Source organism: Massilia phyllosphaerae, assembly GCF_034659755.1.
Taxonomy (GTDB): domain Bacteria; phylum Pseudomonadota; class Gammaproteobacteria; order Burkholderiales; family Burkholderiaceae_D; genus Telluria; species Telluria phyllosphaerae.
Genome location: NZ_JAXSQX010000001.1, coordinates 234,396 through 255,951 on the forward strand (window position 1 = coordinate 234,396; position 21,556 = coordinate 255,951).

The window sequence follows — 21,556 nt, forward strand, 5'->3', positions numbered from 1 at the left end:
CATGGCGTTCGATTCAGACGAGGTCAGCATGTTTGCGAGCAGTACGCCTGCAGGTCTTCCCATCGCAGCACGCGCACGCGCCATACGGCAAATGCCGTTCGGAACGCTCTTGTGTCTGGCCCTGCTGAGCAACTTCTTCACGACCGGCGGTCACGACCGCCAGCGCCTGGCAGGCATCGCGGTGCTCGTCGTAGCCGCATTGGCCGTGCTGGCGGCACGGCAGATCCCTCCCTTGTTCCAGTCCCCGGCCGGCAAGCCCTTGGCCCTGTTTTTCTTCCTCGGCATCCTCGGCAGCATCCGTGCATTCTCGCCGGTGTATGCGCTGTTTGAGGTATCCATCTTTTTCTTGCTCTACTTGGTCGCGCTATTGATTGCCGGTGAAATAGCGCGCGGCGGCGTCATGAGCATGCTGGCGCTGGTGCAGGTCATGGCGCTCGCCTGTGCACTGTATTCGCTGCAATTCTGGGTTGCCTACGGCGCCGGGTACGTGCTACACATTCCTCTCGACATCGGCGATTTTGCTCTTCCTTTCGGCAATATCCGGTTCTTTAACCATCTGCAGACGGCAACCCTGCCGCTGCTGATCCTGCTGTGCTGCGTCACGCCCAGGGCGTCGCGTCTGCGCCCGATGTGGTGGTGCCTGAGCGCTTATTGGTGGATGGCCATCCTGGCCACCTCGGGACGCGGTACCTTGGCGGGAATGGCCGCCGGCTGCATCTGCGTCGCTGCTTTGCGCCGCCGCCATGCTTTTCCTTACCTGAAGACCGTGGCATTGACGGTCGCATTCGGGCTGCTGGGCTACGTCCTGTTCCTCGTCGTGATTCCCACGCTGGCCGGCGTTCCGACGCTCGACGCCATCCATTATGCCGTCGACCGCACGGCGGCCGATCCGGCTTCGGGACGCGGCATCCTGTGGCATCGCGCGCTTGACCTGATCCTGCAGCACCCGCTGCTCGGTGCCGGACCAATGCATTTTGCCCACAATGCTAGCGACCTGCATATCGGCGCCCATCCGCATGACTGGATCATGCAGATTGCCAGCGAGTGGGGCATTCCCGCTTTCCTGTGCCTGAGCGCCTGCCTGGCGCATGCCGGTCGCGCGCTTCTGCGTGTCGGCGCCGGGCTGGTGCCGGCTGACCGCCTGAATCAAGCGATCTGCAATGCCTTGGTGGCCGGTGGGGGCGCCATCCTGGTCGATGGCCTCGTGTCGGGCCTGTTTGTCATGCCACAGAGCCAGCTGGCGATCGCGCTTTATCTCGGTTGCGCCATCGGCTGGTGCCGCGCAAATTCGGTCGCGCATATACGAGCGGGGGCGACTTCGCTGCAGCGTGCCTGCGCCGGCATGCTGATTGCCGCGGCTGCCGCCTGCCTGGTGATCGCCGTCTGGCCTGATGCCGTTGCCCGCTACCAGGGCGATCCTTTGAAGCGGGCACAGGAAGCCTTGAACGCAGGCACCAACTGGCCGCGCCTGTGGTACGCCGGCTTTTTCTGAAAACGCCTAGACAATCTTCTGCCGGTCCGCCAGCAGCGCTTCATACGTCAGGTTCTGCAGCAGCATGAAGTGATTCGGATCGAGGTCGATGAATTGCAGCCCGTAGGCGAACACGTCCGCCTCGCCCGGTTCGACCCGCACGGTATTGATGTTACGGATCGCGGCGCGCGCGCGCACGCTGACCGGATGGTGCTCGGGCGGCGGCGCCAGCGTGAATTCGAGCAGCATCTCGCCGATGTCCTGCACCAAGCTGTGGTGTGTCTCGATGCGGGCGCCGCTGACGCTGATGTTCGCCAGGGTGCACGCGAGTGCCGTGGCATCCGCCGTGGCCGCGGTGATCCGGGCCGGCAGGTCGACCTTGACCCGCATTGCCGTGCGCAGCGAGGTGCCCTGGATCGCGGTCGGGAACGACAGGTGCACGTAGAGCAGGGGACGGCCGAAGATGCGCTCGACCGTGCAGGCGAACGAGCACACGTTCACCCCCGAAAACACGCGGATCGTGACGCGCTCGCCTTCGACCAGGCCGATCGGTGCGCCATTTTCCATCGGCATCTTGACGATCAGGTAGTCATCCTTGATGTAGCCGATCAGCGTCGAGAAATACTGCACCGGCTTCAAGCGCCGGTAGGTAATGAACTGCAAGCGTATGCCCACCTGCAGGTTCATCGACTCGAAGACAAATTCCTTGGGATTCATTTCGTGAACAGCGGGATCGCTATGCATGTCGGCTCTTGAAGGCGCTAATCGCAAAGCCTGAAATGATAACAGAGCAAGATTGTCTATTGGAAATTATCATTCTCGCAGCAAAAAAATACCCGCATCGCTGCGGGCATTAGTCTTCAAGCAATATTAGCGTTCAAAAATTATTGCTTCAGATAGTGATCCAGCCAGTCGATCACGGTGTGGTGCCACAGCACCGAGTTGGCCGGCTTGAGCACCCAGTGGTTTTCGTCCGGGAACACCAGCAGCTTGCTGTCGATGCCGCGGCGCTGCAGCGCCGTGAAGGTCGACAGGCCCTGGGCGGTCGGGATGCGGAAGTCGAGATCGCCCTGCACGACCAGCATCGGCGTCTTCCACTTGTTCACATGCAGGACCGGGTTGAAGCGCTCGTGCTTTTCCGGGGCGGTGAAATAGGGACCGCCGTTTTCCCAGTCGGTGAACCATTGTTCCTCGGTGGCGTAGGCCATGCCGCGGGTATCGAACACGCCGTCGTGGTTGACGATGCATTTGAAGCCGTCGGACCAGTTACCCTCGATCCAGTTCATCATGTAGCCGCCGTAGGAAGCGCCCAGCGCGCAGGCGCGCGAACGGTCCAGCCACGGATACTTGGCCACCGCCGCGGCCAGGCCCTTCTGCAGGTCCTCGAGCGGCTTGCCGCCCCAGTCGCCGCTGATGGCGTCGGTGAACTTCTGGCCGTAGCCGGTCGAGCCATGGAAATCGATGAACACCGCGGCATAGCCGGCACCGGCATAGGTTTGCGGATTCCAGCGGTAGCTCCAGCCGTTGCCGAAGCTGCCCTGCGGACCGCCGTGCACCAGGAAGGCGACCGGATATTTTTTACCGGATTCATAGTTCCACGGCTTCATCACGTAGCCATGGACGGTATCGCCGTTCGCGCCCTTGAACGAGAACTGCTCGGCCTCGCCCCAGCGCACGTCGGCCAGGCGCTCGGTGTTCAGTGCGGTCAGCTGGCTTGGCTTGGCGGCGGCGCCGAGCTTCATCGAGAACAATTGTGCACCGGCAGATAGGTTGGCCTGGGTGTAGGCGAGGGTGCCACCGCGCAGGTCGAAGGCGCCGATCGAGCCCTGGCCGGTCAGCGGCGTGACCTTGCCGCTGGCGACGTCGATGTTGAACAGGCGGTGCTGGCCGATGTCCTCGGCGTCCACCACCAGCGATTTGCCGTCCTGTGCCCATTGCAGCGTGCCTGGCGAGCGGTCCCAGTCGGCCGCCAGCTTGCGCTTCTTGCCGCTGGCGACGTCGAGCAGCACGATCTGGTAGCGGTCGGCTTCGAAGCCCGGACGGCTCATCGCCAGGTAGGCCAGGGTGCGCCCGTCCGGCGCGAACACGCCTTTCGTGTCCCAGGCCGGATTGTCGGCGGTGAGGTTGCGCGGCGCCTGGCCGCCGGCGGCCGGGACCGTGTACAGGTCGAAGTTGGTCGACCAGGCTTCGGTCTTGCCGGCGATGCGCACCGAAAACACGACGTTCTTGCCGTCCGGGCTGAAGCGGAATTCCTCGCGGTCGCCAAACGGTTTCGAGGGCACGTCGCCGTCCAGCGAACCGGACAGGGAGACTGCCGTCGCCGCAGCGCCGGCCTTGCCGGATCGATCCAGCGGCACCGAGTACAGCACGGCATTGCGGCCGTCGGCCCAGGTGTCCCAGTGGCGCACGAACAGGCGGTCGTACACTTTCCCGGTCGACTTGTCCTTCTCGCGCGCGTCCATGCGCGCCTTGGTGCAGGCCAGGTCGGCGCAATTGCGGAATACCGCCATGCTCAACGCCAGGCGGTCGCCGCTGGGCGAAACGCGGAAGGCGTCGACGTCGAGCGGCAGGTCGGTCACCTTGGTCGCGGCGCCGGTGTTGGCAGCAACCCGCCACACCTGCGACGAACCGGACCGGCTCGACAGGAAATAGATCGCGTCGCCCGCGGCCGACCATTCTGGATCGGTGCTGCTGGCGGCATCCGCCGTCAGCCGCTGCGGCGCCGCGCCGGGCGTGCGCAGGTCGGCCATGTACAAATCGGTGTGGCTCTTGTTCTTGGCCAGGTCGGTGCTGCGCACCGTGTAGACGATGCGCGAACCGTCCGGCGACACGGCCGGGGCGCCGACGCGCTCCATCGAGACCAGGTCTTCGACCGTGAAGCCGCGCGGGGCGGCGGTGGCGGTGGCTGCAACGGCAAAGCTCGCCGCGACCAGTGCCGGCAAATGGTATTTCATGCCTGCTTCATCCTATCTGCTGATGTGGAAAGGGAGCAATTTACCACGCAGAAAGGGAGGAGGGGCAAGGCTGAAAATGAACAGGCGCGCCGCAAGGGCGCGCCTGGTGTCATGAGGACAAGGTCAGCTACCGGATCGAAGCAGCCGCCGGGAGGTCGATCAGAACTCTTCCCAATCGCCTTCGCCGGCCGGGACGGCGGCTTTCACCGGTTTCGAAGCGGCACGGCCGGCGGCGGGTACCGCCTTTGGCTTGTCCAGCACCGGGCGGCGCAGCGCTGCGGGCGCCGGCTTGGCCAACGCGACCGGGGCCTTCGCAAGCACTGCCGGCGCCGCCACCGGCTCCACCCGGCCTTGCACGCCATCGATACGGAACACACTGACCAGATCGGCCAGCTTGCCGGCCTGTTCCTGCAGCGCCTCGGAAGCGGCCGCCGCTTCCTCGACCAGGCTGGCGTTCTGCTGGGTGACGTTGTCCATCTGGCTGATCGCCTGGTTGATCTGCTCGATGCCGGCGGTCTGTTCCTGGCTGGCGGCGGTGATCTCGGACATGATGTCGGCCACGCGCTGGATGCTGCCGACCACTTCGTGCATGGTGCTGCCGGCCTGGTCGACCAGCTTGCTGCCGCTCTCGACCTTGTCGACGGAATCGTCGATCAGCACCTTGATTTCCTTGGCGGCCGCCGCCGAACGCTGGGCCAGCGTGCGCACTTCGCCGGCGACAACCGCGAAACCGCGGCCCTGTTCGCCGGCACGCGCCGCTTCCACGGCGGCGTTCAACGCCAGGATATTGGTCTGGAAGGCGATGCCGTCGATCACCGAAATGATCTCGACCACCTTCGAAGACGAGGTCTTGATCGAGCCCATGGTCTCGACCACCTGCGCCACCACCTCGCCGCCCTTGCCCGCGACCGACGACGCGGTCATGGCCAGCGCATTCGCCTGGCGGGCGTTGTCAGCGTTCTGCTTCACGGTCGAGGTCAGTTCTTCCATCGACGACGCGGTTTCTTCCAGCGAGCTGGCCTGTTCCTCGGTGCGGGAGGACAGGTCGAGGTTGCCGGATGCGATCTGGCTCGATGCCGAGCCGATCGCATCGGTACCGCCGCGCACCTGGGCCACGATGGTGGCCAGCCTGTCGCGCATGGTCTGCATCGCGAACAGCAGGCTGCCGGTGTCGCCACTGCGCAGGTCGACCGGCGTCGAGAGATCGCCGGCGGCGATGCGGCTGGCCACTTCCGCGGCATAGGCAGGTTCGCCGCCCAGCTGGCGCGTAAGGCTGCGGGTGATCAGGATGCCGAGGGCGACGCCGGCGCCGAGCGAGAGCAGCACCAGCACCAGCATCGTGCTGCGGCCGCGTACATAGGCCTCCTTGTTTTCCTGGTTCGCCTGGCGTGCCAGGTCTTCCTTGGCCTTGGTCAGTTCGTCCATCTTGCTATCGATGACGCCCGAGCGCGGCATGAAGGTGCCGAACATGTAGGCGACGGAATCGCGCTGTTCCTGCAGCGGTTCGGCCTTGGTCTTCTTGATCTGCTCGTCGATCACGCTGTCATAGTTGCGCAGCTCGTCGTCGACTTGCGCGAACAGGCGCTTGCCGTCTTCGGTCGTGAACAGCGGACGGGCCTTGTCGAGGTTGTCCAGCACGGCCTTCTTGAATACGGCAACGTTCGCCAGCGAGGTGTCGCGGCGCTCCTGGGTGGCAGCCAGCATGCCCCCGCGCACGGCACGATTGATATAAACCAGGTTGATGTTAGCTTCTTTCACGTACGACAGACCGAGCAGCTCGTTCTGATACAGGCGGCGAGCGCGGTCGTTCATCTGGTCCATGTTATGGATCCCGATGCCGGCGACGATGGCGCCCAGCAGGGCGACGGCGAGGAAACAGAGGATCAGTCGTGTACCAACCTTCAGGTTGCGGAACATGGGGGCATTCTCCAAGCAGGGTATTGAACTGGACGGGCACAGCGGAAGCGCGGCTGGCAATCGTCAATATTGTTGATTCCGTCGAATATTAATTGATTTGCGGAAATATTCTAAGGTGCACACAGCTTGGATGAAGGGATGCGACGGTTTTTTACAACAATTTACTTATTAATTGTCAAAAAGTATTTAACAGTCAAATAAGTGTCAGAGCGCAAGGCTGAGCCATACCTCAACCAGCCGTCGTTGCACGTCGTAGCGTAGGCGCATGAAGCCGTTCAGGGCCGGGTCGCGGTACTCCACGACGCGCGCATTGCTTTCGCGGGTCTCATGCGGCGTTTTCCAGTCGATGGCCATCCCGCTTTCATCCGCATCGTGGCGGAAGATGGATTCGACGTCATCGGCGTGTGCCAGCCCGTGCCGATTGATGTATTCCACGATGAAGGTTTCTGGCTGCAGCCAGGCATACTTCAGGCGCGACTTGTCGGCCCAGACGAATTCGAGCCGGCGCGCGTTGTCGTTTGCAGGTTCGGTGACGCTGCCGGTACAGTTTACGGGTTCACCTTGGCGAGCTGTCAACGCGCGAAGCAGGCCATCGTTTGCACGTAGATCTTTCTCCAGCTTGGCGAGCTGGAGCGGCGAACTGCCTGGCGCAGGCTTGCAAAGCGGGGCCTTGTCCATGGCCGCACGCGCTGGAAAGCTGGCAAACGGCCCCAGAACAAGGCAGGCAATTGCCAGCCAGCCGCGGATCGATGAAGGCACGGCGGCTCCTGTCGAGTTGAGTTTGGCTATCCTACAACACAAAACTGCGCGGGAAATCAAACCAAGCGCCTACTCGGGCGTACACTGGGATGGTGCGCTGCACAAATCCGCTGTTTCATTCGATCGCTGACCTTGAAGGAGCATGACATGATGATGCTGACGACAAAAATGAACCCGGCCATGGCCTTTACGCCTTCCATGCCCGCGCCGCTCTTCGACGCCTGGACCGGCGCCGCCAACGTCTACCGCGACGCCATGCAGGCCAGCGCCCAGCAATGGGTACTCAGTTCGGCCAACATCATCCAGGAACACACGCTGCGCGCGATCATCAATGCCTCGCAATCGTGTGCCGATGCGCTGGCGAAGAATGCGATGACGATGCAGCAGAAATCGATGGAGCGCCTGATGGACGCGAACCAGAAGGCGGCCGGCATGATGGGACAGGCGTTCACCGACATGTGGATGGGGGGCAAGCGGAGCACGCGTTAAGGCCGGCACTGCTTCGACGCCATGCTTGCGCGCTGGCGTCGATGTCTTTTCATGCTGTGCCTGACGTGCCGCTCAAACGCAGCGGCAGCTGTATTGGCTGGGCGAGTATTTTGGCGTATAGGGCGCCGGTTCCTTTTCGAGATTGCCCAGCATATTGAATTTTCTGCATTTGCGGGTGCAGTCGCGTGCCAGATCCTGGATAGAAGGCAGGGGGAACAAGTAAGGCCAGCCGATGACCACGGCGCTAAAGGCAAGCGCAAGCAACAGGGGGGATGTGACGAGACGTTTCATCTGCAAATTGGCATCTGTCGCCATTGGTTGGATTTTTTGTAACGGCCTGCGCTAGGCAGGAAACTTGGTCGCTAGAATGGTTATGCATGTGCTTCTCTCATAATAATCAGGAGACCGAGTCATGGATAGCCACCGCCGTCAGCTGTTGAAAGCCAGCGCCGCCTCTGCCGTAGGCGGCCTTCTCGCCACCGCCCAGCCTGCATCACAAGCCCAGTCCTCCTCATCGTCCACGACATCCAAGGTCGTCGTACCGCCCCTGTCCGGCAAGATCGGCATGCGTCTCGCCACTTGCACCCCGCCATCCGGCGGCGCGCCGATCCTGGTCGTGGTGCTCGACAACGGCAAGATGATCGATCTGCAGGCGGAAGCGCGCCGCCAGAAGCGGGCGCTGCCCTTCGATCCGGCGTCGATGCTGGCGCTGATCAAGAGCGGCAACGCCGGCCTCGAGCAGGTGCGCGCGGTGGCGGACGCGGCGATGAAAACGCCGTCCGCGCTGCTGCCGGTCGAGGGCGCCCGTTTCATGTCGCCGATTCCACGGCCCGACCGCAACATCTATTGCGTCGGCTGGAATTACCTCGACCATTTCGAAGAAGGCAAGGCCGCCCGCTTCGACAAATCGACCGAAAAACTCCCGGAGCACCCGGTGTTCTTCACCAAGGGCACGCACACGATGAACGGGCCGTTCGACCCGATACCGCACGACCCCGGCTATTCGAATACCACCGACTGGGAAGCGGAGCTGGCCGTGATCATCGGCCAGACCGGCCGCAATATCAGCGAAGCGCAGGCGATGGATTACGTGTTCGGCTACGCGCCCTACAACGACACCACGGTGCGCGAGGCACAGCAGAAGCTGCATGGCGGGCAGTGGTTCAAGGGCAAGAGCCTGGATGGGCACGGGCCGATGGGGCCCTGGATCGTGACCTCGGCCGGGGTGAAACTCGACGATATCCGGGTGATCTGCCGCATCAACGGCGTCGAGAAGCAGAATGCGAGCTACAAGCAGATGTATTTCAAGATTCCGCGGATTATTGCGGAGCTGTCGCGCGGGCTGACGCTGGAAGCCGGGGACATCATTGCAACCGGAACGCCGTCGGGCGTCGGGTTTGCGCGCAAGCCACCGGAGTTCCTGAAGCATGGGGATGTGATCGAGACCGAGATCACGGGAGTAGGCATTATGCGGAACACGATCCGCTCCGAAAGCTGATATCGATTTGACAGGGAGCGTCGCCGCAAGCCATGGCGGCGGCGCCATCACTGCGCAAAAAGGGCGCTATACCTCGGCAGTCCAATCCCCGCTCTTGCCACCATGCTTTTCCAGCACCCGCACATTGGTCATCACCATCCCCCGGTCCGCCGCCTTGCACATATCGTAAATCGTTAGCAACCCCACCTGCACGGCAGTCAGCGCCTCCATCTCCACCCCAGTCTTGCCGACGGTCTCCACCTGCGCCCGGCAGTGCACGGAATTCGCGGCAGCATCCACCTCGAAATCCACCGCTACCCGGGTAATCGCCAGCGGATGGCACAAGGGCACCAGGTCGCTGGTGCGCTTCGCACCCATGATCGCCGCGATGCGCGCGACGCCGAGCACGTCGCCCTTCTTGGCCGTGCCCGAGGTCACCAGCGCCAGGGTTTCCGGCTTCATGCGGATGGTGCCGGCGGCGACGGCGATGCGGTGGGTTTCGTTCTTGGCGCCGACGTCGACCATGTGGGCCTGGCCGGTGGCGTCGAAGTGGGTGAGGGGGGAGGTGGAATCGGTCATCGTGGTTGCGGCTGTCTGGATGCGGTAACAAAGTATGGGCTCGGCCGTACAGGGGCCGAAGATGGCGGTATCATAGCATCGTGAAACCGAACCCGAATCCAGCCATGTTGCCGATTTCATCACGGCACCGGCAGCGCAGCGCAGGTGCGTGGCGGCGTCTCCTGACGGCCGCCAGCCTGTGCACGGCCGGCGCCCTTGCCATTGCCTCCGCCTCGGCGGCGCCTACCACGCCGGTGCTGCGCGCCAACGATTCCATCGGCCTGCCGACGCTGGGCGATAGCGCGCGTGCGGACCTGTCGCCGGTGCTCGAGCGGCGCCTGGGCGAGGAGATCATGAACGACATCCGGCGCGACCGCGATTACCTGGATGACGATCCGATCCTCGAGTTCCTCAACAATTTCGGCATGAACCTGGTGCTGACGGCGCCCGGGACGCGCGGCGAGACGAATGCCGATTTCTTCTTCTTTGCCGTGCGCGATCCGATGATCAATGCGTTCGCGCTGCCCGGCGGCTTTATCGCCGTACACTCGCAACTGCTGATCGTGGCGCAGAACGAGTCCGAACTGGCCTCGGTGCTGTCGCACGAGATCGGGCACGTGTCGCAGCGCCACATCGCGCGCATGCTGGGGCAGCAGAAGCAGGATGCGCTGTTGCCGCTGGCGGCGCTGATCCTGGCGGCGCTGGTCGGCAAGGCCGGCGGCGGGGCGGATGCGGCGATGGGCGTCATGATGGGCGGGCAGGGCCTGGCCATCCAGCGCCAGCTGAATTTCAGCCGCGATGCCGAGCGCGAGGCCGACCGCGTCGGCTTCCAGACCATGCGCGCGGCCGGCTACGACACCTCGGGCATGGTGGCATTCTTCAAGCGCCTGCAGGGCACGACGCGGCTGTACGGCGAGGCGCCGGCCTGGCTCAGCAGCCACCCTCTCACCGGCGAGCGCATCGCCGACATCCAGTCGCGCATCCGCGAGGCGCCCAAGCCGGGCCATCTCCGTCCGGACAGCATCGACTTCCACCTGGTGCGGGCGCGCGCGCGCGTACTGCAGGACGAGAGCCAGAGCGGACGCGACGAGGCGCGTAGCACCTTCGAGGCCCAGATGGCCGAGCAGAACACCCAGCACCAGACCGCCGGCATGTACGGCATGGCCTTCCTGGCGCTGAAGCAGGGCGACCTGAAGACGGCCCAGAGCTGGCTCGACAAGGCGAAGGGGTCGATGCGTCCGCGTCCCGGCGTGCTGTCGGCCGAGCGCCCCGGCTCCGACGGTTCGGCGATGTTCACCGGGCTCGACATCGAAATCAAGATGGCGCCCGGCCAGCCGCCCGAGATGCTGGCCGAGGCGATGCGCGAGGCGGAGCAGGCGCACCAGAAGTTCCCGCTGTCGCGTGCGCTGGCGCGCCAGTATGCCGAGACCATGATTGCGGCCGGCAAGCTGGACCAGGCGGCGCAATTCCTGCGCGACCAGGTGCGCGAGTACCGCGAGGAGCCCAAGCTGTACAACCAGCTCGCCAAGACCTATGCGGCGCAGGGCAAGATTGCGCTGCAGCACATGGCGCTGGCCGAATCGTATGTGCTGACCGGTGCGACGCCGGCCGCCGTCGACCAGCTGAACATGGCGCGCAAGGCCAAGGACGTGTCCTTCTATGACCAGGCCGTGATCGACGCGCGCGAACGCGAGCTGCAGCAGAAGCAGAAGGACGAGAAGCAGGAAAAGAAAGACCGCGGCGAAGGCTTTGCCGCCGACGGCAGCGCCCGCGACAAGCTGGATGCCGGCCCGCGTCTGAAGATCGAAACGGGCAATGGGGACGGCAAGAGCAAGGGACTGGGCGACACGGATTTCCCGGGCCGCAAGGAGCCGATGCGGCTGGGCGATCCCTTATGGTTTCAAAAGAAGTGACATAAGATGTGGGTGAGGGTGCCGCTGTGCAGATTTATTTCGCAGTGGTTTCCGCCATCTGGTCTGGCCGCTGCACATAGCCGAAACGCTGCGCTGCTTCCTGCGTCGCCAGCCGCTCGACCGCCACATCGCGATCCTGCCAGCGCAGCGCCAGCTTGCCTTCGGCGCCTTCCAGCCAGCCCAGCAGGGCATCGTCCGCCACCGGGCGGCCATCCAGCGTCATCATTTGCAGCATCTGCGCCACGTCACGGTCGTCGATCTGCGCCAGTACATTGCCAGCGCGCACGATGATTGCGCCGGCGGCGGTCATGAACGCCTGGTCGATCGCGCCGACGGCTTGCCCGGTCTGCAGCACCAGGCCTTGCTCCGGGTCGGTGCGCGCAATGAAGGGTGTCGCTTCGAGGTTTACGTAGACGCGCTGCGGTCCGTTCTGGAAATACCAGCAGCCGCGCTCGTCGGACAGGTAGTTGCGGTTGATGAAGCCGACCAGCGCGCTGTTGGTCAGCTTGTCGCCCGGCGCATCCGCGCGCTGGGCAGCCTCGTCGCGCATGCGCCAGGTGCCGCGGGCATCGAGTGCCAGCCAGCCATAGCAGTGGGGCACGTTTGGCCATTTGGCCATCGCTTGCAGAACAATGTCATCCATGGATGGAGCTTCGCACAGTTGCGGAGGCACCGGCGCGCGCATGGGGGCTCGCCTGCGACCCGTCGAAGAAGTGCAGGATGCGCCGTGCCAGCCAGTCGATGCGACCGGGGAAGGGGCCGGTTGGAAAGCCGACGTGGCCGCCGGTGTCGGTGTACTGGAGCGTGACCGCTTTCGATGCGCTGGTCGGCAGGAACTGTCCCGGCATGAAAGGATCGTTGCGCGCGTTCAGCACCAGCGTCGGGACGGTGATGTCGTGCAAGACGTGTTTGGCACTGGCGCGGTGCCAATAGTCGTCGGTGTCGCGGTAGCCGTGCAGGGGCGCGGTGACGACGTTGTCGAAGCTGTACAGGTCGGTTGCGGCGAGCAGTTTGTCGCGGTCGAATAGGCCGGGATAGCGTTCCAGCTTGGCCAGCGCCTTGGGCTTGAGCGTTTGCAGGAACATGCGCGTGTAGAGGCGGTTGAAGCCGCGCGACAGGGCGGCACCGCCGGCCGCCAGGTCGAGCGGCGCGGACACGCTGACGGCGGCGTCGATGATGCCGGCGTCCTGCTGCTGCTCGCCCAGCCAGCGCAGCAGGGCGTTGCCGCCCAAGGACACGCCGGCAACGTAGAACGGACCGGGGTAGCGTGGACGCAGGCGGCGGATGATCCAGTCGAGCTCCTGGGCGTCGCCCGAATGGTAGAAGCGCGGCGCCAGGTTGGCTTCGCCGGAACAGCCGCGGAAATGCGGGATCGCGCCATGCCAGCCGCGCGCTTTTACCAATGCCATCAGGGCGCGCGCGTAATGGCTGTTCGATGAGCCTTCGAGGCCGTGGAACAACATCACGCAAGGCGCACCCTGCTCGCCGTCGATCAGGTCGACGTCGATGAAATCCTGGCCGCAGGGCGTGTCCCAGCGCTCGCGCCGGAACGCGACCGCGGGTTTACTGATGGCAGTGGCCGGGTAGATCGTCTGCAGGTGCCCGCCGGGCAGCCATGCAGGTGCGCGGTAATGGAGGAGCTCGCTGCACTCCTCGCAATAAGCGGGGTCACCCCGGGCCACGATGTACTTATATTAGTGGTGACCCAGCACAGTGCCCGGCGCCAGGCGGTACTGGGTACCGCAGTACGGGCACTTGGCGTCGCCATGGTGGTCGAAATCCAGGAAGACGCGCGGGTGGGACGACCACAGCGGCATGGCCGGGTTCGGGCAGTAGGCCGGCAGGTCCTTGGCTTCCAATTGAACCGCAGCGATGGTTTTATCGTTCATTTTCTCTCCGGGAGCATGATCATTACGCGCGATGCGCGAAGACCACGATTCTAACGGATTCATAGTGCATGCAGGAATGCTTCTGTAGAATGGCAAGCCGATAATATTGTCGCGCCGACTTCCCGCACCGTTTGATGCCCTGTCCCGATTCGCCCGCCCAGCTTCACCCCCATCCACGTTGCAGCTGCGCGACATGAACGAGGCGCATCCACACCCCGCCCAGCAGCTCGACGCCTGGGACCGACATGATCCCGACAGCTGGCGCGACGGTGTCCGTACCGGCCTGCCGACCCTGCTCGGCATCGCCGCCTGGGGCATGGTGGTCGGTGTGGCGATGGTAAAGAGCGGCTTGACCGTGTGGCAGGCGAGCGCGATGACGCTGGTGGCCTTTGCCGGCTCGGCCCAGCTGGCCTCGCTGCCGCTGATCGCCGCCGCCGCCCCGGTCTGGGTCATCTTTGCCACCGCGCTAGTGGTCAACCTGCGCTTCGTGATCTTTTCCGCCTTGCTCGGCCCCCATTTCGCGCACCTGCCGCTGCGCCAGCGCGTGTTCTACGGCTATATTTCGGGCGACGTGTCGATTGCCCTGTTCCTGCAGCGCTACCAGGATCCGGCACGCGCGCCCGGCAAACTCTCCTTTTTGAAAGGCCTGCTGCTGCCGAACTGGTGTTCCTGGCAGACGGGTTCGCTGATCGGTATCTTTCTGGGCAGCGCCATCCCGGCCGAGTGGCAGCTCGGCTTTGCCGGCACCCTGGCCATCCTGTGCGTGATGATCCCGCTGGTCATCAACAGCGCGGCACTGTGCGGTGTGCTGGTGGCCGCTACGGTGGGCGTGCTGACATATGGCTTCCCGTACAAGCTGGGTTTGTTGGCGGCGGTAGTTGCCGGCATGGCCAGCGCGATGGCCTTCGAAGCTGCCACGAGCCGCCGCGGGAGCCAGCATGGCTGACTGGGAAATCTGGATCGTCATCGGCGTGCTGGGCGTGGCCACGGCCCTGACCCGCAGCGCCTTCTGGGTGGTCGGCCACCGCGTGACGATTCCGCCGCGGGTGCAGGCGATGCTGCGCTACGCGCCGACCTGCGCGCTGGCGGCCGTCATCGGCCCCGACTTGTTGCTGGGGCCGGGCGGCGAGGTGCTGCTCACGCCAGCCAATCCAAAACTGCTGGCCGGCATCGCCGCGCTTGGCTTTTATCTGTGGCGGCGTAATATGTTGCAGACAATTGTATTTGGGATGCTGGTGTTCACCCTGTTGCGTGTTTCTCATGTTTTTGAAAACACCCTCTAATGTAGAATAACGTTTTTTCATCCATCTCAATACGACTCACCATGGCCGTTCTGAATTTCACCCGCTTGCAAGACCTGATCGATCAAGACGCGCTGAAAGGGAAGCGCGTATTCATCCGCGCCGACCTGAACGTGCCGCAGGATGACGCCGGCAACATCACTGAAGACACGCGCGTGCGCGCTTCGGTTCCCGCGATCCGCGCCGCGCTTGACGCCGGTGCGGCCGTGATGGTCACTTCCCACCTGGGCCGTCCGACCGAGGGCGAATTCAAGCCGGAAGACAGCCTGGCGCCGGTCGCCACGCGCCTGTCCGAGCTGCTTGGCCAGCCGGTCGAGCTGAAGCAGAACTGGGTCGATGGCGTGGACGTCGCGCCGGGCCAGGTCGTGCTGCTGGAAAACTGCCGTGTGAACAAGGGTGAGAAGAAGAATGCGGATGAGCTGGCTCAGAAGATGGCCAAGCTGTGCGACATCTACGTCAACGACGCCTTCGGCACCGCGCACCGCGCCGAAGCCACCACCCACGGCATCGCGAAATTCGCGCCCGTGGTGGCGGCCGGTCCGCTGCTGGCGGCCGAACTGGATGCGCTGGGCAAGGCGCTGGGCGCACCGCAGCGTCCGCTGCTGGCGATCGTCGCCGGTTCGAAAGTGTCGAGCAAGCTGACCATCCTGCAGAGCCTGGCCGACAAGGTCGACAACCTGATCGTCGGTGGCGGCATCGCCAATACCTTCATGAAGGCCGTCGGCCTGAACGTCGGCAAGTCGCTGATGGAAGCCGACCTGGTCGGTGAAGCCAAGGCCATCATCGACAAGATGGCGGCGCGCGGCGCCACCGTGCCGATCCCGGTCGACGTCGTGTGCGCCAAGGAATTCTCGCCGACCGCCGCCGCCACCGTCAAAGACGTGGCCGACGTCGCGGACGACGACATGATCCTGGACATCGGTCCGAAAACCGCAGCCCAGCTCGCCGAACAGATCGGCCAGGCCGGCACCATCGTCTGGAACGGCCCGGTCGGCGTGTTCGAGTTCGACCAGTTCGCCGAAGGCACCAAGACGCTGGCCAAGGCGATCGCCTCGTCGAAGGGCTTCTCGATCGCCGGCGGCGGCGATACCCTGGCTGCCATCGCAAAATATAAGATTGCCGACAAAATCGGCTATATCTCGACCGGCGGCGGCGCCTTCCTCGAGTTCCTCGAAGGTAAGACGCTTCCGGCAGTCGAGATCCTGCTGCAACGCAGCAAACAATAAAAGAGACCCCAGCGCAGCCCAACAGGCTGCGCTTTTACTTAGTTCAAGGACAATCCATGTACCGTGGCACCAAGATCGTAGCAACCATCGGCCCTGCTTCGACCGACTTCGATATTCTCGTCAAAATGATCCGGGCAGGCGTCGACGTCGTGCGCCTGAATTTCTCGCACGGAAAAGCGCAGGACCATATCGACCGGGCTGCCCTGGTACGCCGTGCCGCCGCCGAATGCGGCCGCGAAGTGGCCATCATGGCCGACATGCAGGGTCCGAAGATCCGCGTCGGCAAGTTCGAAAACGGCAAGATCAACCTGAACAACGGGGATGCATTCATCCTGGACGCCAAGTGGGGCGATAACGGCGAGCTGGGCAACCAGGAACGCGTCGGCCTCGACTACAAGGCGCTGCCGCGCGACGTCAAGCCGGGCGACCGCCTGCTGCTGAACGACGGCCTGATCGTGCTGGTCGTCGACCGCGTGGTCGGCAGCGAGATCTACACCACGACCAAGGTTGGTGGCGAACTGTCCAACAATAAAGGTATCAACCGCCAGGGCGGCGGCCTGACCGCGCCGGCGCTGACCTCGAAGGACATGGAAGACATCAAGACCGCGATGAGCTTCCAGGCCGACTACCTGGCCATTTCCTTCCCGAAGAGCGCGACCGACATGGAGATGGCGCGCCAGCTGGCCAACATCGCCGGCGAGCCGTTCAGCCACAAGCCGATGATGATCGCCAAGATCGAGCGCGCCGAAGCGATTCCTGTGCTGCAGGAAATCCTGGACGCCTCCGACGGCATCATGGTCGCCCGCGGCGACCTGGCGGTCGAAGTCGGCAACGCCGCCGTGCCGGCGCTGCAGAAGCGCATGATCCGCATGGCACGCGAATCGAACAAGCTGGCCATCACCGCGACCCAGATGATGGAGTCGATGATCGTCAACGCGGTCCCGACCCGCGCCGAAGTGTCGGACGTGGCCAACGCCGTGCTGGACGGCACCGACGCCGTCATGACCTCGGCCGAGACCGCATCGGGCAAGTACCCGATCGAGACCGTCGAGATGATGTCGGCGATCTGCGTCGAAGCCGAGCGCTCCGAGTACAACAAGCTGGAAGCCGACTTCCTGAACGTGCAATTCACCCGCATCGACCAGTCGATCGCCTACGGCACCCTGTTCACCGCGCACCACCTGCGCGTGAAGGCGATCGTGGCGCTGACCGAGTCGGGCTCGACCGCGCTGTGGATGAGCCGCCATTCGATCGACACCCCGATCTACGCCCTGACGCCGTCGCAGACGACGCAGCGCAAGGCGTCGCTGTACCGTAATGTGCAAGCATTCCACCTGTTGCAGGAAGGCGGCAGCCACGCCGTGCTGAGCAAGGCCGAGGAACTGCTGATGCGCGAAGGTGTCGTACGCAAGGGCGACCTGATCGTTGTGACCTGGGGCTCGCCGATGGGGCAGGCCGGCGGTACCAACGCACTCAAGATCGTGCGCGTGGGCGATGCAGAGAATTTTTTGAAGGAATCCTCGTAAGTCTGTGACGTCATTCCCGCGAAAGCGCGAAAAATGCCCCTGGCATTTTTCGCCCCAAGTTTAGCTCGAGCTGACGATACGCCAGCAACTTGGAGCGGAACATGCCGGGGGCATGTTCCGCGCCTGCGTGGGAAGTCCTCCTCGGCAGTGCCGGGGAGGACGGCAGACGCTAAACGAGGTTCCGTACCGGTTTTTTTATTGTATGGAGCTAAACAATGGCACTCGTATCAATGCGTCAACTGCTGGACCACGCTGCCGAACACGGCTATGCGTTGCCGGCATTCAACGTCAACAACCTGGAACAGGTGCAGGCCATCATGGCTGCCGCCGACCAGACCGGTAGCCCGGTCATCATGCAGGCTTCGGCCGGCGCCCGCAAATATGCCGGCGAAGCCTTCCTGCGCCACCTGATCGACGCCGCCGTCGAAGCCTATCCGCACATCCCGGTCGTGATGCACCAGGACCACGGCCAGTCGCCGGCGGTCTGCATGGCGGCGATCCGTTCGGGCTTCTCGTCGGTCATGATGGACGGCTCGCTGGAAGCCGACGGCAAGTCGGTCGCTTCGTACGAATACAACGTCGAGGTGTCGAAAGAGGTCGTGAAGTTCGCGCACTCGATCGGCGTGACCGTCGAAGCCGAACTGGGCGTGCTCGGTTCGCTGGAAACCATGAAGGGCGACAAGGAAGACGGCCACGGCGCGGACCGCACCATGACCCGCGAAGAGCTGCTGACCGACGTCGCGCAAGCCGCCGACTTCGTGGCGCGCACCCAGTGCGACGCGCTGGCGATCGCCATCGGCACCTCGCACGGCGCCTACAAGTTCACCCGCAAGCCGACCGGCGACATCCTGGCTATCGACCGCATCAAGGAAATCCACGCGCGCATCCCGAACACCCACCTGGTGATGCACGGTTCGTCGTCGGTGCCGCAGGACCTGCTGGCGATCATCCGCGAATTCGGCGGCGACATGAAGGAAACCTATGGCGTCCCGGTCGAAGAGATCCAGGAAGGCATCAAGTACGGCGTGCGCAAGGTCAACATCGACACCGACATCCGCCTGGCGATGACGGCCGCGATCCGCCAGTACCTGTTCCAGAACCCGTCGAAGTTCGACCCGCGCGACTACCTGAAACCGGCCCGCGAAGCGGCAACCCAGATCTGCAAGGCACGCTACATTTCCTTCGGCTGCGAGGGCATGGCGGCGAAGATCAAGCCGATTCCGCTGGATAAGATGGCCGAGCGTTACAAGGCTGGTGAGCTGGCGCAGATTGTTCAGTAACTAGCGCAATAACGGTACAGAGTTATAACCGTTAGCCGTAAAACCGTCGCCCCTGCCTTCGCAGGGGCGACGGCGCTTAATGCAGCGGCAATAGCAGAATGACGTAAAATATCGCTTTGGCACCGGCTGAACCCAGCCATTGCCCACTCTACCGGCACTGTTGCCGGTTTCGCTTTATCAAGACACTCCCTCTATGAAAAGCCTTTACCAGTCCACGATTTCCTCCCTGCCATTGCTCGGCCACGGCAAGGTCCGCGACAACTATGCTGTCGGCGACGACAAGATCCTGATTGTCACCACCGACCGCCTGTCGGCCTTCGACGTCGTCATGAACGAACCGATCCCAGGCAAGGGCATGGTGCTGAACCAGATGAGCGACTTCTGGTTCGAGAAGCTCGGCCACATCGTGCCGAACCACCTGACCGGCGTGGCGCCGGAATCGGTGGTGGCGCCCGAGGAAGTGGACCAGGTGAAAGGCCGCGCCGTGGTCGCCAAGCGCCTGAAGCCGATCCTGGTGGAAGCCGTGGTGCGCGGCTACATCATCGGTTCGGGCTGGAAGGATTACCAGGCCACCGGCAGCGTCTGCGGCATCGAATTGCCGAAGGGCCTGCGCCAGGCCGACAAGCTGCCCGAGCCGCTGTTCACGCCGGCCGCCAAGGCCGACCTCGGCGAGCACGACGAAAACATCAGCTTCGCCGAGATGGAGCAACGCATCGGCGCCGAACTGGCCGCCAAGATGCGCGACATCAGCATCCAGCTGTACAAGACCGCGGCCGAGTACGCGGCCACGCGCGGCATCATCATCGCCGACACCAAGTTCGAATTCGGTCTCGACGAGAACGGCGTGATGCACCTGATGGACGAAGTGCTGACAGCGGATTCGTCGCGCTTCTGGCCTGCCGATTCGTACGCACCGGACATGTCGCCGCCGTCCTTCGACAAGCAGTTCGTGCGCGACTACCTGGAAACCCTGACCGAGTGGAAGAAGACCCCGCCGGCCCCGGCGCTGCCGCAGGACGTCATCGAAAAAACCCAGGCCAAGTACTTCGAAGCCATCGAACGCCTGACCGGCGACAAGCTGAAGGCGTAAGGCATGAGCGATCAAACCAAGCCCCTGGTCGGCGTGATCATGGGTTCCAGCTCCGACTGGGACGTGATGCAGCACGCGGTCAACATGCTCAAGCAGTTCGGCGTGCCGTATGAAGCGCAGGTGATCTCGGCGCACCGCATGCCGGACGAGATGTTCGCGTATGCCGAAAGCGCGCGTGCGCGCGGCTTGCGCGCCATCATCGCCGGTGCCGGCGGCGCCGCCCACTTGCCGGGCATGGTGGCCGCCAAGACCATCGTGCCGGTGCTCGGCGTGCCGGTGCCGTCGAAATACCTGCGCGGCGAGGATTCGCTGCTGTCGATCGTGCAGATGCCGAAGGGCGTGCCGGTGTCGACCTTCGCCATCGGCGAAGCCGGCGCCGCGAATGCCGCGCTGACCGCGATCGCCATCATCGCCACCGTCGACGATACCCTGGCCGGCAAGCTGGACGAATTCCGCGCCCAGCAGACCGCCGCCGCCAAGGCCATGATTCTTCCTGCCGCATGATGAGTGATCCTGTTTTCCTGCCCACCGCCAACCCGCCGACCTGGCTGGGCGTGATGGGTGGCGGCCAGCTCGGCCGCATGTTCGCCCAGGCGGCACAAGCCATGGGTTACCGCGTCGCCGTGCTGGAACCGTCGGCGGATTGTCCGGCGGGGCAGGTCGCCGAACGCCTGGTCGAGGCCGGCTATGAAGATGCGGCCGGCCTGGACGCGCTGGCGGCGCAATGCCTGGCCGTCACCACCGAATTCGAAAACGTGCCGGCCGGCAGCCTGTCGCGCCTGGCCGGCAGCGTGTTCGTGGCGCCGAACGCCCATGGCGTGTCGGTGGCCCAAGACCGCATCGCCGAAAAGACCTTCTTTGTCGATTGCGCGCCGAAGTCGGGCGTGATGCCGGCGCCGCACAAGGTGATCGCCTCCCTGGAGGACATCGACGCCATCGGCGACGAGCTGCTGCCCGGCATCCTGAAAACCGTGCGCATGGGCTACGACGGCAAGGGCCAGGTGCGGGTGCGCTCGCGCGAAGACGTGCGCGCCGCCTTCGAATCGATGGGGCAGGTGACTTGCCTGCTCGAGAAGATGCTGCCGCTGGCCTATGAAATCTCGGTGCTGACGGCACGCGGCGCCGACGGCCTGTCGGTCGTCTACCCGATCGCCGAGAACGTGCACCGCGACGGCATCCTGTTCACCACCACCGTGCCGGGGCCGAACGTGGCCGACGACTGCGCGCGCAAGGCGCAGGCGGCGGCGCGCGCCATCGTGGCCGAACTCGGTTACGTCGGTGTGCTGTGCATCGAGTTCTTCGTGCTGAACGACGGTTCGCTGGTCGTCAACGAGATGGCGCCGCGTCCGCACAACAGCGGCCACTACACGATGGACGCCTGCGTGACGAGCCAGTTCGCGCAGCAGGTGCGGGCGATGGCGCGCTTGCCGCTGGGCGATTGTCGCCAGCATTCGCCGGCGGTGATGCTGAACATCCTGGGCGACGTCTGGTTCAACGGCGATACCGACACGCCGCGCCAGCCGGCCTGGGACCAGGTGCTGGCGCTGCCCGGTGCCAACCTGCACCTGTACGGCAAGGACGATCCGCGCCGCGGCCGCAAGATGGGCCACGTGACCTTCGTCGCACCGACGCTGGCCGAAGCGCAGGCGCAACTGGAAGCCGCCTGCGCCATCCTGGACATTCCGCTGTGACCCGCGCTGTGACCG

21 protein-coding genes are annotated in these 21,556 nt (G+C 64.1%); 12 read left to right on the plus strand and 9 right to left on the minus strand.

What is annotated here, in order from left to right; all coding sequences use genetic code 11:
* Nucleotide 1 precedes the first annotated feature (1 nt).
* A complete protein-coding gene (locus U1H99_RS01010) occupies nt 2-1,492 on the plus strand; it encodes an O-antigen ligase family protein (protein ID WP_323139923.1) in 1,491 nt (496 codons plus the stop codon).
* 6 nt (nt 1,493-1,498) lie between these two features.
* On the opposite strand, the gene U1H99_RS01015 is transcribed toward U1H99_RS01010, so the two are convergent.
* From U1H99_RS01015 to U1H99_RS01030, 4 genes are all read right to left on the minus strand, one after another.
* Nucleotides 1,499-2,215 (minus strand): flagellar brake protein, encoded by a 717-nt coding sequence (locus tag U1H99_RS01015; protein ID WP_323139924.1) that lies wholly within the window; start codon nt 2,213-2,215, stop codon nt 1,499-1,501.
* A gap of 140 nt (nt 2,216-2,355) precedes the next feature.
* Entirely contained in the window at nt 2,356-4,425 is a 2,070-nt protein-coding gene (locus tag U1H99_RS01020) for a S9 family peptidase (RefSeq protein WP_323139925.1), read from the minus strand.
* A 159-nt stretch (nt 4,426-4,584) separates the two neighbouring features.
* Entirely contained in the window at nt 4,585-6,342 is a 1,758-nt protein-coding gene (locus U1H99_RS01025; RefSeq protein ID WP_323139926.1) for a methyl-accepting chemotaxis protein, read from the minus strand.
* 204 nt (nt 6,343-6,546) lie between these two features.
* Entirely contained in the window at nt 6,547-7,101 is a 555-nt protein-coding gene (locus U1H99_RS01030) for a hypothetical protein (protein WP_323139927.1), read from the minus strand.
* A gap of 147 nt (nt 7,102-7,248) precedes the next feature.
* On the opposite strand from U1H99_RS01030, the gene U1H99_RS01035 reads away from it, so the two are divergent.
* Nucleotides 7,249-7,590, plus strand: coding sequence for a hypothetical protein (locus U1H99_RS01035; RefSeq protein ID WP_323139928.1), 342 nt, complete (start codon nt 7,249-7,251; stop codon nt 7,588-7,590).
* A 72-nt stretch (nt 7,591-7,662) separates the two neighbouring features.
* Here U1H99_RS01035 and U1H99_RS01040 read toward each other — a convergent pair whose 3' ends face one another.
* Nucleotides 7,663-7,881, minus strand: a complete 219-nt coding sequence (locus U1H99_RS01040; protein WP_323139929.1) for a hypothetical protein — start codon at nt 7,879-7,881, stop codon at nt 7,663-7,665.
* A gap of 121 nt (nt 7,882-8,002) precedes the next feature.
* Here U1H99_RS01040 and U1H99_RS01045 point away from each other — a divergent pair, with 121 nt between their 5' ends.
* Nucleotides 8,003-9,088, plus strand: coding sequence for a fumarylacetoacetate hydrolase family protein (locus tag U1H99_RS01045; RefSeq protein WP_323139930.1), 1,086 nt, complete (start codon nt 8,003-8,005; stop codon nt 9,086-9,088).
* A 66-nt stretch (nt 9,089-9,154) separates the two neighbouring features.
* On the opposite strand, the gene moaC is transcribed toward U1H99_RS01045, so the two are convergent.
* A complete protein-coding gene (gene moaC, locus U1H99_RS01050; protein ID WP_323139931.1) occupies nt 9,155-9,646 on the minus strand; it encodes a cyclic pyranopterin monophosphate synthase MoaC in 492 nt (163 codons plus the stop codon).
* A gap of 104 nt (nt 9,647-9,750) precedes the next feature.
* Between moaC and U1H99_RS01055 the strand changes: the two genes are divergently transcribed.
* On the plus strand, nt 9,751-11,538 hold the full coding sequence (locus U1H99_RS01055) for a M48 family metalloprotease (RefSeq protein ID WP_323139932.1): 1,788 nt from the start codon (nt 9,751-9,753) through the stop codon (nt 11,536-11,538).
* A 34-nt stretch (nt 11,539-11,572) separates the two neighbouring features.
* On the opposite strand, the gene U1H99_RS01060 is transcribed toward U1H99_RS01055, so the two are convergent.
* The 3 genes from U1H99_RS01060 to U1H99_RS01070 are packed head-to-tail and all read right to left on the minus strand — an operon-like array spanning nt 11,573 to nt 13,427.
* The gene (locus U1H99_RS01060; protein ID WP_323139933.1) at nt 11,573-12,181 is read right to left on the minus strand and encodes a DUF2946 family protein; all 609 of its coding nucleotides are present in this window, start codon (nt 12,179-12,181) and stop codon (nt 11,573-11,575) included.
* Nucleotides 12,174-13,220, minus strand: a complete 1,047-nt coding sequence (locus U1H99_RS01065; protein WP_323139934.1) for a YheT family hydrolase — start codon at nt 13,218-13,220, stop codon at nt 12,174-12,176. Before U1H99_RS01065 ends, U1H99_RS01060 begins: the two co-directional genes overlap by 8 nt.
* A gap of 12 nt (nt 13,221-13,232) precedes the next feature.
* Nucleotides 13,233-13,427 carry a zinc-finger domain-containing protein gene (locus U1H99_RS01070; RefSeq protein ID WP_323139935.1) on the minus strand — a complete coding sequence of 65 codons (195 nt, stop codon included), beginning with the start codon at nt 13,425-13,427 and terminating at the stop codon, nt 13,233-13,235.
* Nucleotides 13,428-13,620: 193 nt separating this feature from the next.
* Here U1H99_RS01070 and U1H99_RS01075 point away from each other — a divergent pair, with 193 nt between their 5' ends.
* The 8 genes from U1H99_RS01075 (at nt 13,621) to U1H99_RS01110 (ending at nt 21,541) form a co-directional block, all read left to right on the plus strand.
* On the plus strand, nt 13,621-14,373 hold the full coding sequence (locus U1H99_RS01075) for an AzlC family ABC transporter permease (protein WP_323139936.1): 753 nt from the start codon (nt 13,621-13,623) through the stop codon (nt 14,371-14,373).
* Nucleotides 14,366-14,710, plus strand: coding sequence for a branched-chain amino acid transport AzlD family protein (locus tag U1H99_RS01080; protein ID WP_323139937.1), 345 nt, complete (start codon nt 14,366-14,368; stop codon nt 14,708-14,710). The genes U1H99_RS01075 and U1H99_RS01080 overlap by 8 nt, the downstream gene beginning before the upstream one ends.
* A gap of 41 nt (nt 14,711-14,751) precedes the next feature.
* Nucleotides 14,752-15,954: a phosphoglycerate kinase gene (locus U1H99_RS01085; RefSeq protein ID WP_323139938.1), complete on the plus strand. Its 1,203-nt coding sequence runs from the start codon at nt 14,752-14,754 to the stop codon at nt 15,952-15,954.
* A gap of 56 nt (nt 15,955-16,010) precedes the next feature.
* Nucleotides 16,011-17,480 (plus strand): pyruvate kinase, encoded by a 1,470-nt coding sequence (pyk, locus tag U1H99_RS01090; RefSeq protein WP_323139939.1) that lies wholly within the window; start codon nt 16,011-16,013, stop codon nt 17,478-17,480.
* A gap of 215 nt (nt 17,481-17,695) precedes the next feature.
* Nucleotides 17,696-18,760, plus strand: a complete 1,065-nt coding sequence (fba, locus tag U1H99_RS01095) for a class II fructose-bisphosphate aldolase (RefSeq protein ID WP_323139940.1) — start codon at nt 17,696-17,698, stop codon at nt 18,758-18,760.
* 193 nt (nt 18,761-18,953) lie between these two features.
* Entirely contained in the window at nt 18,954-19,850 is an 897-nt protein-coding gene (locus U1H99_RS01100) for a phosphoribosylaminoimidazolesuccinocarboxamide synthase (RefSeq protein WP_323139941.1), read from the plus strand.
* Between the two features lie 3 nt (nt 19,851-19,853).
* Nucleotides 19,854-20,354, plus strand: a complete 501-nt coding sequence (gene purE / locus U1H99_RS01105) for a 5-(carboxyamino)imidazole ribonucleotide mutase (protein ID WP_323139942.1) — start codon at nt 19,854-19,856, stop codon at nt 20,352-20,354.
* The gene (locus U1H99_RS01110; RefSeq protein ID WP_323141190.1) at nt 20,354-21,541 is read left to right on the plus strand and encodes a 5-(carboxyamino)imidazole ribonucleotide synthase; all 1,188 of its coding nucleotides are present in this window, start codon (nt 20,354-20,356) and stop codon (nt 21,539-21,541) included. Before purE ends, U1H99_RS01110 begins: the two co-directional genes overlap by 1 nt.
* Nucleotides 21,542-21,556: the final 15 nt, after the last annotated feature.

What these genes read in the sequence shown, in the direction of transcription:
- moaC (WP_323139931.1), bottom strand. Translation starts at nt 9,646, where the DNA reads ATGACCGATTCCACCTCCCCCCTCACCCACTTCGACGCCACCGGCCAG.
- U1H99_RS01060 (WP_323139933.1), bottom strand. Translation starts at nt 12,181, where the DNA reads ATGGATGACATTGTTCTGCAAGCGATGGCCAAATGGCCAAACGTGCCC.
- U1H99_RS01015 (WP_323139924.1), bottom strand. Translation starts at nt 2,215, where the DNA reads ATGCATAGCGATCCCGCTGTTCACGAAATGAATCCCAAGGAATTTGTC.
- U1H99_RS01045 (WP_323139930.1), top strand. Translation starts at nt 8,003, where the DNA reads ATGGATAGCCACCGCCGTCAGCTGTTGAAAGCCAGCGCCGCCTCTGCC.
- U1H99_RS01075 (WP_323139936.1), top strand. Translation starts at nt 13,621, where the DNA reads ATGAACGAGGCGCATCCACACCCCGCCCAGCAGCTCGACGCCTGGGAC.
- U1H99_RS01070 (WP_323139935.1), bottom strand. Translation starts at nt 13,427, where the DNA reads ATGAACGATAAAACCATCGCTGCGGTTCAATTGGAAGCCAAGGACCTG.
- U1H99_RS01010 (WP_323139923.1), top strand. Translation starts at nt 2, where the DNA reads ATGGCGTTCGATTCAGACGAGGTCAGCATGTTTGCGAGCAGTACGCCT.
- fba (WP_323139940.1), top strand. Translation starts at nt 17,696, where the DNA reads ATGGCACTCGTATCAATGCGTCAACTGCTGGACCACGCTGCCGAACAC.
- pyk (WP_323139939.1), top strand. Translation starts at nt 16,011, where the DNA reads ATGTACCGTGGCACCAAGATCGTAGCAACCATCGGCCCTGCTTCGACC.
- U1H99_RS01040 (WP_323139929.1), bottom strand. Translation starts at nt 7,881, where the DNA reads ATGAAACGTCTCGTCACATCCCCCCTGTTGCTTGCGCTTGCCTTTAGC.
- U1H99_RS01080 (WP_323139937.1), top strand. Translation starts at nt 14,366, where the DNA reads ATGGCTGACTGGGAAATCTGGATCGTCATCGGCGTGCTGGGCGTGGCC.
- U1H99_RS01085 (WP_323139938.1), top strand. Translation starts at nt 14,752, where the DNA reads ATGGCCGTTCTGAATTTCACCCGCTTGCAAGACCTGATCGATCAAGAC.
- U1H99_RS01020 (WP_323139925.1), bottom strand. Translation starts at nt 4,425, where the DNA reads ATGAAATACCATTTGCCGGCACTGGTCGCGGCGAGCTTTGCCGTTGCA.
- U1H99_RS01100 (WP_323139941.1), top strand. Translation starts at nt 18,954, where the DNA reads ATGAAAAGCCTTTACCAGTCCACGATTTCCTCCCTGCCATTGCTCGGC.
- U1H99_RS01025 (WP_323139926.1), bottom strand. Translation starts at nt 6,342, where the DNA reads ATGTTCCGCAACCTGAAGGTTGGTACACGACTGATCCTCTGTTTCCTC.
- U1H99_RS01055 (WP_323139932.1), top strand. Translation starts at nt 9,751, where the DNA reads ATGTTGCCGATTTCATCACGGCACCGGCAGCGCAGCGCAGGTGCGTGG.
- U1H99_RS01110 (WP_323141190.1), top strand. Translation starts at nt 20,354, where the DNA reads ATGAGTGATCCTGTTTTCCTGCCCACCGCCAACCCGCCGACCTGGCTG.
- purE (WP_323139942.1), top strand. Translation starts at nt 19,854, where the DNA reads ATGAGCGATCAAACCAAGCCCCTGGTCGGCGTGATCATGGGTTCCAGC.
- U1H99_RS01035 (WP_323139928.1), top strand. Translation starts at nt 7,249, where the DNA reads ATGATGATGCTGACGACAAAAATGAACCCGGCCATGGCCTTTACGCCT.